Consider the following 14,365-nt stretch of genomic DNA (forward strand, 5'->3'; position numbering starts at 1 on the left):
TGAGTAGTCTTATTAAAACCTTTAGCCAAAGCACTCTCAGATGGAGACAGAATCTATGGTGTAATCAAAGGAAGTGCTATTAATCATGGAGGTACAGCAAGAACATTAACCTCTCCAAATATTTATGCTCAAGCTCAGGTATTGCGATCGGCGTATACAAAAGCAAATATTGCCCCCAATACAGTTTCCTATATAGAAACTCATGGTACAGGAACACCCTTGGGAGATCCAATAGAAATAAATGGTCTGAAACGCAGTTTTAAACAATTACATCAACAATACGAAGTACCATTAACAGAAAAACCCTATTGTGGTCTGGGAGCAGTTAAAACAAATGTGGGGCATTTAGAGGCAGCAGCAGGAATTGCTGGAGTTATCAAAGTATTGTTAGCAATAAAGCACAAAAAATTCCCAAAACTTGCAAATTTTCAGGAATTAAACCCCCGCATAGAATTAAAAGATAGCCCATTTTATATAGTTAGTGAAACTGAAGAATGGCAGCAGCTACAAACTGAGACAGGAGAGATAATTCCCCGACGGGTAGGGGTAAGTTCATTTGGGTTTGGAGGTGTTAATGCTCATGTTGTGTTTGAAGAAGCACCAGAACAAGTAAAAATTCAAAAGCGGTGCGACCCCGCGTCGGCGCAAGACGCAAGGGAACGCGCACCAAGAGAGTCAAAAGTCAAAAGTGAAGATATTCGAGAACGTCCACAACAGATTTTAACCCTCTCAGGACAGACGGAGAAAGCACTGAGGGAACTAGCAACAAAATATCAAACTTATTTACAATCACAAACTGAGTCATCGCTACAAGATATATGCTTTAGTGCTAATACAGGAAGAACAAATTTTGCAGAAAGACTGGCAATAGTAGCAGAGTCAAAGGGTAATCTACAGGAAAAATTAGCAGATTTTCTTGAGGATAATGAGACTAACGGAGTATTAAGAGGAAAAGCAAAAAGTCAGGAGAAAGAGATTGCTTTTCTGTTCACAGGGCAAGGCTCTCAATATTTAGATATGGGACGACAGTTATATGAGACTCAACCCACATTTCGGAAAATTCTAGACCAATGTAATGAAATTCTGAAAGAATATTTAGAAGTACCTCTATTAGAAGTTCTGTATCCTAAAGATGCACAAAAGTCAAGTTCTTCATTGTTAGACCAAACAGCTTATACTCAACCAGCTCTGTTTGCAATAGAATACGCTCTCTTCAAATTATGGGAATCATGGGGGATTAAACCCAATGTAGTCATGGGTCACAGTGTAGGAGAATATGTAGCAGCTTGCACAGCAGGAGTATACTCTTTAGAAGATGGTCTGAAACTGATAGCAATGCGGGGTAGGTTAATGCAGGAGTTACCATCTGGTGGTAAGATGGTATCAGTAATGGCATCAGAAGATCAGGTAAAAGAGGCAATAAAAAACTATAATTCCCAAGTGACAATAGCAGCGATAAATGGAGCAGAAAGTATAGTAATTTCAGGTGAGAGTGAAGCCATAGCAAGTATTGGTAGTAACTTAGAAGCAATGGGAGTAAAAACTAAGGAGCTACAGGTGTCCCATGCTTTTCATTCTCCGTTGATGGAGCCAATGTTAGCCGAATTTGAAAAAGTAGCCAAAGAAGTAAGCTATAACCAACCGAAAATACCATTCATATCAAATGTAAGTGGTGAAAAAGTGGGAGAAGAAATTACTAATGCTCAATATTGGGTGAGTCATGTGTGTCAACCAGTAAGATTTGCCCAGAGCATGAAAAATCTAGAGTCGCAAGGATATGAATTGTTCCTAGAAATCGGACCGAAACCAATATTGTTGGGTATGGGAAGGCAATGTGTAAAAGAAGAGATAGGAGAATGGTTGCCATCATTACGTCCGGGAGTGGATGAATGGGAACAAATGGTATCGAGCTTAGGAAGATTGTATGTAAAAGGAGCGAAAATAGATTGGTTAGGGTGGGAAAAAGATTATAGTCGTCAGAAAGTAGAATTGCCCACATATCCGTTTCAGAGAGAACGATATTGGATAGAAACCAAAAATAATTCCTGGGCTAAACAGCAATTGTCAACAGGTAAAAACCAGCATCCCTTATTAGGTGAAAAATTAAATTGTGCAGGGGAACAAAAGATATTTACTTCATTAATAGGAGAAAATGCACCAGAGTATCTGAGTAATCACCGAGTATTTAAGGAGGCTATATTTCCGACAACAGGATACTTAGAAATAGGAATAGCAGCAGGAAATGAGCAATGGGAAAGGTCGGAAATAGTAATAGAAGACCTAATAATCAGTAGTGGATGGATATTACCAGCAGGAGAATTAATAAATGGGCAAACAATAGTAACGCCAACAGATAGCCAAAGCTACAAATTTCAAATATTTTCTCAAGAAAAACAGGAGTGGAAACTGCACGCAACAGGAAAAATAACCAAAGAGGCTAACTCAACTCCATCTCCAAAAATCGACCTAGAAAAATACAGGAGTGAATGTAATCAAGTAATAGAGGTTAAAGAACATTATCAAAAATGTTCAAAAGTAGGGATAGAGTATGGAAAGAGTTTCCAAGGTATGGAAAAATTATGGTCAAACTCAAACCAAGCATTAGGTTATATAAAACTCCCGGAAGAATTAATAACACAAATGGGGGAGTATAATTTTCATCCAGCACTATTAGATGCAGCTTTGCAAGTAATATTTCAGGCAGTGCCAGGAAAAGAAAGTGAACCGACTTATCTGCCAGTAGGAATAGAAAAATTCAAAGTATATAAGAAACCAGGGGTGAGTCTATATGCTCACGCATCAGTAACCCCACCCAAAGTAAAAAGACCAGAAAGTTTGACGGCGAGTGTGACTATAGTAAGTGCATCAGGAGAAATAATAGCCAAGGTAAAAGGTTTACAACTAAAACGAGCAACAAAACAGAGCTTACTGGCAACAGAAACCGAATCAATCAAGGATTGGTTGTATGAAGTAGAGTGGAGAAACCAAGGTATATTAGGTAAACTCTTACCTCCAGATTTAATGGCACCTGTAGAAATTGCCAAAAATTTGACACCGACTGTGAGAGAGTTAGTAACTCAAGTAGATAGTGAAAGAAGTAACTCTTTTGAGAAAAGCTTAGAAGAATTAAGCGTAGATTATATCTTACAAGGGTTGCAGCAGATGGGTTGGTCATATAAACCAACACAAAAGTTGGAATTTGATGGAGTAGCCCAAAAATTAGGCATAGTTCCCAGCCATCGCTCGCTGTTGAGGCGTCTGCTGGTTATATTAACAGAGGAAGGAATACTCAAGTATAAGAATCAGGAGTGGGAAGTAGCAAAAACTTTAGCTCAAGTAAAGCCGAGTGAAAAAAGCCAGAGTTTACAGAAAGAATATCCAGAAGAAACAGCAACATTGACATTATTGGAAGGTTGTGCTAGTAAACTAAGTGGAGTATTACGAGGGGCAATAGACCCAGTACAGTTAGTATTCCCTCAAGGAGATTTGACCACAGCGACTCAAGTTTATGAAGAGTCAACAGTAGCGAAAGTGATGAACACAATAGTAGAAAAATCCATCGCCAAGGCTATAGAAAAATTACCAAAAAGCCGAGGGATACGGTTATTGGAAATAGGAGCGGGAACAGGAGGAACGACTAGCTATATCCTGCCTAATCTAAATATGGAGCAAACAGAATATACATTTACAGACCTAGGGGCATTATTTATAGGGAAAGCGAAAGAGAAATTCGGGGATTATAAATTTGTAGAGTATAAAACCTTAGACATAGAAATAGACCCAAAAAGCCAAGGATTTGAGGGTAAGAAATATGATGTAATAATAGCAGCTAATGTACTTCATGCAACTACAGATATGAAGGAGACATTATCCCATGTGCGAGAACTCTTAGCAGATGGGGGAATGTTAGTGTTATATGAAGTAACAGGGAAAACAAGATGGGCAGATTTAGTATTTGGAATGCTAGAGGGATGGTGGAAATTTAGGGATTATGAATTACGCTCAGACTATCCTTTACTGAGTAGAGAGCAATGGCATGATGTGTTGAAAGAAAGAGGTTTTACAGAAGTAGTGACGATGCCGGAAGTAGAGGGAATGGCAGAAACATTGTTAGGGCAAACGGTAATTGTAGCTCAAAACAGTCAAACGAAGTTAGAAGAAAGGAATGAGGATTCTAAGGGTTGGTTGATACTAGCAGACTATGAGGGAATAGGTAAAGAGTTAGGGAAGAAACTGAAGTCAGTGGGAGAGGTGTGTACTTTAGTATATGCAGGAGAAAAGTATCAACAGATAGCTCCTGGAGAATTTAGGATAAATCCCAACAAGGTTGAAGAATTTAAGCAAGTAATAGAGACAGTAGGAAGGAAATCAGAGTCATTATATGGAGTAGTACAATGTTGGACGACAGAAGGAGGAGTGGGTGAAGAGATTAATTATGAGGAGTTAGAAAATTTATCGAAGTTAGGGTGTGGTACAAGTTTATATTTAGTACAAGCATTGGTGAAAGCAGAGTTATCAGTTGTACCTAGATTATGGTTGGTGACAAGTGGCGCTCAAGCAGTACCGTCAAAGAATCCAGTTATACCGGGAGTAGCTCAATCTTCAGTGTGGGGAATGGGGAAGGCGATTAGTTTAGAACACCCAGAGTTGAATTGTACTCGTATAGATTTAGACCCAGAGAAGGGTATAGAGGGTCAAGGGGATACACTATTTACAGAAATCTGGTCGGAGGATGGCCAAGACCAGGTAGCATGGCGTGGAGAGGGTCGTTATGTAGCAAGGTTGGTGGCAAGTCATCATCAGCAACCAGTGGCCAAAAAGTTAGTACCATCGGAACCATTCAAACTAGGAAGTTCAAACAAGGGGAGTTTGGATAACTTAACCTTAGAGCCAGTGAGCAGACGTTCCCCAGGAGCTGGGGAAGTAGAAATTAGAGTCAAGGCAACAGGGTTGAATTTTCTAGATGTAGTATCTGCATTAGGATTAGTCCCTGATGAAGTGGATGGAATGTCTCAAAAACACTTAGTAGAGATGGAGAGTTTTGGTAGAGAGTGTGCAGGTGAATTAGTAGCTGTAGGGTCACAAGTCAAAGGCTTTAATGTCGGGGATCAGGTGATGGCGATGGCTCAAGGGAGCTTGAGTCAGTATGTAACTGTTGATGCTAGCTATGTAGTCATGAAGCCGGAAAATATGAGCTTTGAAGAAGCAGCGTCGATTCCAGCTAATTTTTTAACGGCTTATTATTGTTTGCATAATGTAGCGAAGATTAAGGAAGGCGAACGCATCCTCATCCATGCAGCAGCAGGAGGAACGGGAATGGCAGCGGTGCAAATAGCAATCGCAGCAGGAGCTGAGGTGATGGCAACGGCAAGTCCGCCCAAATGGGAAGCTCTCAGAAAGATGGGTGTGAAACATATTATGAATTCCCGAACCTATGAATTTGCTGACCAGGTGATGGAAAGAACTCAAGGAAAAGGAGTGGATATTGTACTTAACTCTCTGACTTCTGGGGAATTTATCAGTAAGAGTATGTCAGTGGTAAGTGATGGTGGTCGGTTTGTGGAAATTGCCAAGCGAGGAGTATGGAGTTCAAAGCAAGTAGCAGCAGTCAGACCAGATGTATCTTATTTTGTGGTGGATTTAGTCAAAGAGTCAGTTGAGCAACCGGGATTAATCAATTCTATGTTGCCAGGGTTGAAAGAGAAATTTGGGGATGGTTTACTACAACCACTACCAATAAAGGTGTTTCCTATAGAGGAAGTGATTGATGCCTTCCGTTATATGCAGCAAGCTAAACATATAGGCAAGATTGTGGTGAGTCAAACACAACTAACCAGTAAAAAGCCTTTAAGTTTCCGTTCGGATGCTAGCTATTTGATAACAGGAGGTATGGGAGGTTTGGGTTTGCTGGTGGCGGGTTGGATGGTGTCTTTGGGAGCTAAACATTTAGTGTTGTTAGGACGTCGTTCGCCGGATGATGCGACTATCAAAAAAATAGGTGAGTTAGAAATGGCAGGAGCGTCAGTGGTAGTGGAAAAAGGGGATGTGTCAGATTGGGAGTCAATGAGAGGTGTGTGGCAGAGGATTGAGGAGTCAAACAGACCTTTAGCAGGAGTGATTCATGCTGCGGGTATGTTATCAGATGGAGTGCTACAAAACCAGAGTTGGTATGGGTTTGAACAAGTGATGTGGCCGAAAGTGAAAGGTGGTTGGCATTTGCATAAACTGAGCCAAAACCAAAAGTTGGACTTTTTTGTACTATTTTCTTCGGCAGCATCTCTGTTGGGTTCATCAGGTCAGGGCAATCATTCTGCGGCGAATGCTTTCCTAGATGGTTTAGCTCATTATCGTCGGGGGATGGGATTACCGGGATTAAGCATTCATTGGGGAGCTGTTTCTCACATAGGAGAGGCGGCCGAACGTGGTGCAGATGTGAGGGTACTTAAGCAGGGGATGGGGGCAATTTCTCCGACTCAGGTATTGGAGTGTTTAGAACTATTGATGAGTGGTTCGGATACAGAAGTAGGGGTGGTGCCTATTGATTGGTCAGGTATGCAGGAGAGAGTGGCTCAATGGCCTTTTTTAGCAGATTGGCAGGAAACTATACTCGAGGTGTCAGAACCATCGAAGTCAGATTTTCTATTAAAGTTAGAGGCGACACTACCCAGCGAGCGTCGCTCTTTATTAGTGGCTCACCTGCGTCATCAGGTAGCTCAAGTGTTGGGAATTAATCATCCTGAATCAATTGCCTTGGAAACAGGTTTTTTTGACTTGGGAATGGATTCTTTGACTTCTGTGGAGTTGAGGAATAAGTTGCAAAAGAGCTTGAGGTGTTCAGTACCTTCTACTATAGCTTTTGATTATCCCAAGCTTAATAAGCTAGTAGATTACTTAGCAGAACAATTAAACTTAATAGATGCTCAAGAGGATACTGAGTTGCGATCACTGAACCAATATGAAGAAAAGTTATCCGAGTCATCAGATGCTAGTCTAGTGACAGAAGTTGAATTAGAAGCATCATTGATTAAGGAAATTGAAGAATTAGAAAAATTAATTTAAATAGCGATAGTTTTTGTTAACTTCGGAACTATATCAAACACCTAAACTTTATAAAACTACTTGTCAACTTATTCTATTAAAACAACTCCTATTAATACAAAATGAATCAAAAAATAACTCAAGAAAAAAAACAAAACTTACCTTTAGAAAGAGCAATTAAAGCCCTCAAAGATGCACGATCCAAACTAGAAAGGTACGAAAATCAAAGCAAGGAACCAATCGCAATAATTGGAATGGGTTGCCGTGTTCCAGGAGGTGCATTTACCCCTGAAACCTTCTGGGAACTTTTACAAAACGGAGTAGATGCTATTACTGAAGTGCCTCCAGACCGATGGCCTGTTGATGAATATTACGACTCTGACCCTACCGCTCCTGGTAAAATGTATACTCGTTATGGAGGCTTTGTGGAGCGACTACAAGAGTTTGATGCCAATTTCTTTGGTATTTCTCCTAAAGAAACAATTCATCTAGACCCTCAACAGCGATTACTCCTAGAAGTGAGTTGGGAAGCCTTAGAGCGTTCAGGAATCAATCCTCAACAACTTAAAGGAACCTCTACTGGTGTATTTGTTGGCATTTGTAGTAACGACTATACTCAAAAGATATTAACTCAAGGTTTTGAACAAATTGATGCCTATATGGCTTCAGGAAATACCCACAGTACAGCATCAGGGAGAATTTCTTACCTTCTGGGACTCAAAGGCCCTAGTTTAGCAGTAGACACAGCTTGTTCCTCTTCTCTAGTCAGTATTCATTTAGCCACCACCAGTTTAAGAAATAGAGAGTGTGATTTAGCTCTAGCGGGTGGAGTAAATGCATTAATATCTCCAGAGTTGAGCATCAATTTTTCTAAAGCGGGAATGTTATCTCCCGATGGTCGATGCAAGACTTTTGATGCTACTGCAGATGGATTTGTCCGTGGGGAAGGATGTGGTATGGTCGTACTCAAACGTTTATCAGATGCTGTAGCTGATGGAGATAATATCCTGGCAGTGATTCGGGGAACAGCCATTAATCAGGATGGTGATACGAGTGGATTAACCGTCCCGAGTGGGCCGTCTCAGCAAGGAGTAATTGGTCAAGCCATGGAAAATGGAGGAGTAGACCCGGCTAGTATCAGTTATATAGAGGCTCATGGCACAGGCACATCATTGGGAGACCCGATTGAAGTAGGAGCAATAGGAACGGTATTTGGAAAAACTCACTCTCCAGAACAACCAGTAATAATTGGTTCAGCCAAGACTAATATTGGTCATTTGGAGGGAGCTGCAGGTATTGCCGGTTTAATGAAGGTAGTTTTGCAACTGCAACATCAGAAAATAGCCCCATCACTACATTTTAATCAGCCAAATCCTTATATAAATTGGGACAAATTACCAGTACAAGTCGCCACCAAGCTCACCTCTTGGCCGACAAATGGTAAAAGTTGCATAGCTGGGGTTAGTTCTTTTGGTTTTAGTGGCACCAATGCTCATATAGTTTTAGAAGAAGCACCCTCTCATCAAGTTAAAAGTCAGAATGTTGTTGAACGTCAAGTTCATATATTTACGATGTCAGCTCAAACAGAAAATGCTCTTGCTGATTTAGTCAATAGTTATCAAAGTTATTTAGAAGCAGAAAGTAATGATAATGATTTGGGGGATATTTGCTACACAGCTAACATTGGTAGAGCAGAATTTAACCATAGATTAGCTTTCATTACTTCTGAGCAACAAGATTTAGTAGAGAAACTCAAACAATACAAGCAGGGAGAGAATTTTCCTGGAATCTCTTCAGGACAAATAACAAGCCAAACGAGGACGAAAATAGCCTTTCTATTTACTGGTCAAGGTTCTCAATATCTGCAAATGGGAAGGCAGTTATACCAGACTCAACCAACTTTTCAGAAAATTATCGACCAGTGTAGTGATATTCTGAGTTCCTATCTAGAAGTACCTATATTAGAAGTTCTGTATCCTAAAGATGCACAAAAGTCAAGTTCTTTGTTAGACCAAACAGCTTATACTCAACCAGCTCTGTTTGCAATAGAATACGCTCTCTTCAAATTATGGGAATCATGGGGGATTAAACCCAATGTAGTCATGGGTCACAGTGTAGGAGAATATGTAGCAGCTTGCACAGCAGGAGTATACTCTTTAGAAGATGGTCTGAAACTGATAGCAATGCGGGGTAGGTTAATGCAGGAGTTACCATCTGGTGGTAAGATGGTATCAGTAATGGCATCAGAAGATCAGGTAAAAGAGGCAATAAAAAACTATAATTCCCAAGTGACAATAGCAGCGATAAATGGAGCAGAAAGTATAGTAATTTCAGGTGAGAGTGAAGCCATAGCAAGTATTGGTAGTAACTTAGAAGCAATGGGAGTAAAAACTAAGGAGCTACAGGTGTCCCATGCTTTTCATTCTCCGTTGATGGAGCCAATGTTAGCCGAATTTGAAAAAGTAGCCAAAGAAGTAAGCTATAACCAACCGAAAATACCATTCATATCAAATGTAAGTGGTGAAAAAGTGGGAGAAGAAATTACTAATGCTCAATATTGGGTGAGTCATGTGTGTCAACCAGTAAGATTTGCCCAGAGCATGAAAAATCTAGAGTCGCAAGGATATGAATTGTTCCTAGAAATCGGACCGAAACCAATATTGTTGGGTATGGGAAGGCAATGTGTAAAAGAAGAGATAGGAGAATGGTTGCCATCATTACGTCCGGGAGTGGATGAATGGGAACAAATGGTATCGAGCTTAGGAAGATTGTATGTAAAAGGAGCGAAAATAGATTGGTTAGGGTGGGAAAAAGATTATAGTCGTCAGAAAGTAGAATTGCCCACATATCCGTTTCAGAGAGAACGATATTGGATAGAAACCAAAAATAATTCCTGGGCTAAACAGCAATTGTCAACAGGTAAAAACCAGCATCCCTTATTAGGTGAAAAATTAAATTGTGCAGGGGAACAAAAGATATTTACTTCATTAATAGGAGAAAATGCACCAGAGTATCTGAGTAATCACCGAGTATTTAAGGAGGCTATATTTCCGACAACAGGATACTTAGAAATAGGAATAGCAGCAGGAAATGAGCAATGGGAAAGGTCGGAAATAGTAATAGAAGACCTAATAATCAGTAGTGGATGGATATTACCAGCAGGAGAATTAATAAATGGGCAAACAATAGTAACGCCAACAGATAGCCAAAGCTACAAATTTCAAATATTTTCTCAAGAAAAACAGGAGTGGAAACTGCACGCAACAGGAAAAATAACCAAAGAGGCTAACTCAACTCCATCTCCAAAAATCGACCTAGAAAAATACAGGAGTGAATGTAATCAAGTAATAGAGGTTAAAGAACATTATCAAAAATGTTCAAAAGTAGGGATAGAGTATGGAAAGAGTTTCCAAGGTATGGAAAAATTATGGTCAAACTCAAACCAAGCATTAGGTTATATAAAACTCCCGGAAGAATTAATAACACAAATGGGGGAGTATAATTTTCATCCAGCACTATTAGATGCAGCTTTGCAAGTAATATTTCAGGCAGTGCCAGGAAAAGAAAGTGAACCGACTTATCTGCCAGTAGGAATAGAAAAATTCAAAGTATATAAGAAACCAGGGGTGAGTCTATATGCTCACGCATCAGTAACCCCACCCAAAGTAAAAAGACCAGAAAGTTTGACGGCGAGTGTGACTATAGTAAGTGCATCAGGAGAAATAATAGCCAAGGTAAAAGGTTTACAACTAAAACGAGCAACAAAACAGAGCTTACTGGCAACAGAAACCGAATCAATCAAGGATTGGTTGTATGAAGTAGAGTGGAGAAACCAAGGTATATTAGGTAAACTCTTACCTCCAGATTTAATGGCACCTGTAGAAATTGCCAAAAATTTGACACCGACTGTGAGAGAGTTAGTAACTCAAGTAGATAGTGAAAGAAGTAACTCTTTTGAGAAAAGCTTAGAAGAATTAAGCGTAGATTATATCTTACAAGGGTTGCAGCAGATGGGTTGGTCATATAAACCAACACAAAAGTTGGAATTTGATGGAGTAGCCCAAAAATTAGGCATAGTTCCCAGCCATCGCTCGCTGTTGAGGCGTCTGCTGGTTATATTAACAGAGGAAGGAATACTCAAGTATAAGAATCAGGAGTGGGAAGTAGCAAAAACTTTAGCTCAAGTAAAGCCGAGTGAAAAAAGCCAGAGTTTACAGAAAGAATATCCAGAAGAAACAGCAACATTGACATTATTGGAAGGTTGTGCTAGTAAACTAAGTGGAGTATTACGAGGGGCAATAGACCCAGTACAGTTAGTATTCCCTCAAGGAGATTTGACCACAGCGACTCAAGTTTATGAAGAGTCAACAGTAGCGAAAGTGATGAACACAATAGTAGAAAAATCCATCGCCAAGGCTATAGAAAAATTACCAAAAAGCCGAGGGATACGGTTATTGGAAATAGGAGCGGGAACAGGAGGAACGACTAGCTATATCCTGCCTAATCTAAATATGGAGCAAACAGAATATACATTTACAGACCTAGGGGCATTATTTATAGGGAAAGCGAAAGAGAAATTCGGGGATTATAAATTTGTAGAGTATAAAACCTTAGACATAGAAATAGACCCAAAAAGCCAAGGATTTGAGGGTAAGAAATATGATGTAATAATAGCAGCTAATGTACTTCATGCAACTACAGATATGAAGGAGACATTATCCCATGTGCGAGAACTCTTAGCAGATGGGGGAATGTTAGTGTTATATGAAGTAACAGGGAAAACAAGATGGGCAGATTTAGTATTTGGAATGCTAGAGGGATGGTGGAAATTTAGGGATTATGAATTACGCTCAGACTATCCTTTACTGAGTAGAGAGCAATGGCATGATGTGTTGAAAGAAAGAGGTTTTACAGAAGTAGTGACGATGCCGGAAGTAGAGGGAATGGCAGAAACATTGTTAGGGCAAACGGTAATTGTAGCTCAAAACAGTCAAACGAAGTTAGAAGAAAGGAATGAGGATTCTAAGGGTTGGTTGATACTAGCAGACTATGAGGGAATAGGTAAAGAGTTAGGGAAGAAACTGAAGTCAGTGGGAGAGGTGTGTACTTTAGTATATGCAGGAGAAAAGTATCAACAGATAGCTCCTGGAGAATTTAGGATAAATCCCAACAAGGTTGAAGAATTTAAGCAAGTAATAGAGACAGTAGGAAGGAAATCAGAGTCATTATATGGAGTAGTACAATGTTGGACGACAGAAGGAGGAGTGGGTGAAGAGATTAATTATGAGGAGTTAGAAAATTTATCGAAGTTAGGGTGTGGTACAAGTTTATATTTAGTACAAGCATTGGTGAAAGCAGAGTTATCAGTTGTACCTAGATTATGGTTGGTGACAAGTGGCGCTCAAGCAGTACCGTCAAAGAATCCAGTTATACCGGGAGTAGCTCAATCTTCAGTGTGGGGAATGGGGAAGGCGATTAGTTTAGAACACCCAGAGTTGAATTGTACTCGTATAGATTTAGACCCAGAGAAGGGTATAGAGGGTCAAGGGGATACACTATTTACAGAAATCTGGTCGGAGGATGGCCAAGACCAGGTAGCATGGCGTGGAGAGGGTCGTTATGTAGCAAGGTTGGTGGCAAGTCATCATCAGCAACCAGTGGCCAAAAAGTTAGTACCATCGGAACCATTCAAACTAGGAAGTTCAAACAAGGGGAGTTTGGATAACTTAACCTTAGAGCCAGTGAGCAGACGTTCCCCAGGAGCTGGGGAAGTAGAAATTAGAGTCAAGGCAACAGGGTTGAATTTTCTAGATGTAGTATCTGCATTAGGATTAGTCCCTGATGAAGTGGATGGAATGTCTCAAAAACACTTAGTAGAGATGGAGAGTTTTGGTAGAGAGTGTGCAGGTGAATTAGTAGCTGTAGGGTCACAAGTCAAAGGCTTTAATGTCGGGGATCAGGTGATGGCGATGGCTCAAGGGAGCTTGAGTCAGTATGTAACTGTTGATGCTAGCTATGTAGTCATGAAGCCGGAAAATATGAGCTTTGAAGAAGCAGCGTCGATTCCAGCTAATTTTTTAACGGCTTATTATTGTTTGCATAATGTAGCGAAGATTAAGGAAGGCGAACGCATCCTCATCCATGCAGCAGCAGGAGGAACGGGAATGGCAGCGGTGCAAATAGCAATCGCAGCAGGAGCTGAGGTGATGGCAACGGCAAGTCCGCCCAAATGGGAAGCTCTCAGAAAGATGGGTGTGAAACATATTATGAATTCCCGAACCTATGAATTTGCTGACCAGGTGATGGAAAGAACTCAAGGAAAAGGAGTGGATATTGTACTTAACTCTCTGACTTCTGGGGAATTTATCAGTAAGAGTATGTCAGTGGTAAGTGATGGTGGTCGGTTTGTGGAAATTGCCAAGCGAGGAGTATGGAGTTCAAAGCAAGTAGCAGCAGTCAGACCAGATGTATCTTATTTTGTGGTGGATTTAGTCAAAGAGTCAGTTGAGCAACCGGGATTAATCAATTCTATGTTGCCAGGGTTGAAAGAGAAATTTGGGGATGGTTTACTACAACCACTACCAATAAAGGTGTTTCCTATAGAGGAAGTGATTGATGCCTTCCGTTATATGCAGCAAGCTAAACATATAGGCAAGATTGTGGTGAGTCAAACACAACTAACCAGTAAAAAGCCTTTAAGTTTCCGTTCGGATGCTAGCTATTTGATAACAGGAGGTATGGGAGGTTTGGGTTTGCTGGTGGCGGGTTGGATGGTGTCTTTGGGAGCTAAACATTTAGTGTTGTTAGGACGTCGTTCGCCGGATGATGCGACTATCAAAAAAATAGGTGAGTTAGAAATGGCAGGAGCGTCAGTGGTAGTGGAAAAAGGGGATGTGTCAGATTGGGAGTCAATGAGAGGTGTGTGGCAGAGGATTGAGGAGTCAAACAGACCTTTAGCAGGAGTGATTCATGCTGCGGGTATGTTATCAGATGGAGTGCTACAAAACCAGAGTTGGTATGGGTTTGAACAAGTGATGTGGCCGAAAGTGAAAGGTGGTTGGCATTTGCATAAACTGAGCCAAAACCAAAAGTTGGACTTTTTTGTACTATTTTCTTCGGCAGCATCTCTGTTGGGTTCATCAGGTCAGGGCAATCATTCTGCGGCGAATGCTTTCCTAGATGGTTTAGCTCATTATCGTCGGGGGATGGGATTACCGGGATTAAGCATTCATTGGGGAGCTGTTTCTCACATAGGAGAGGCGGCCGAACGTGGTGCAGATGTGAGGGTACTTAAGCAGGGGATGGGGGCAATTTCTCCGACTCAGGT

The 14,365-nt window shown here is 40.7% G+C and carries 2 protein-coding genes; both read left to right on the forward strand.

The window, feature by feature from the left end:
* The first annotated feature begins 63 nt into the window (after positions 1-63).
* Positions 64-7,059: an SDR family NAD(P)-dependent oxidoreductase gene (locus F6K18_RS16125; protein WP_287522301.1), complete on the forward strand. Its 6,996-nt coding sequence runs from the start codon at positions 64-66 to the stop codon at positions 7,057-7,059.
* Between the two features lie 101 nt (positions 7,060-7,160).
* On the forward strand, positions 7,161-14,365 hold a 7,205-nt coding region (locus tag F6K18_RS16130), incomplete at its 3' end, for a type I polyketide synthase (protein ID WP_287522194.1).

This window comes from Okeania sp. SIO2C2, assembly GCF_010692625.1.
Taxonomy (GTDB): domain Bacteria; phylum Cyanobacteriota; class Cyanobacteriia; order Cyanobacteriales; family Microcoleaceae; genus Okeania; species Okeania hirsuta.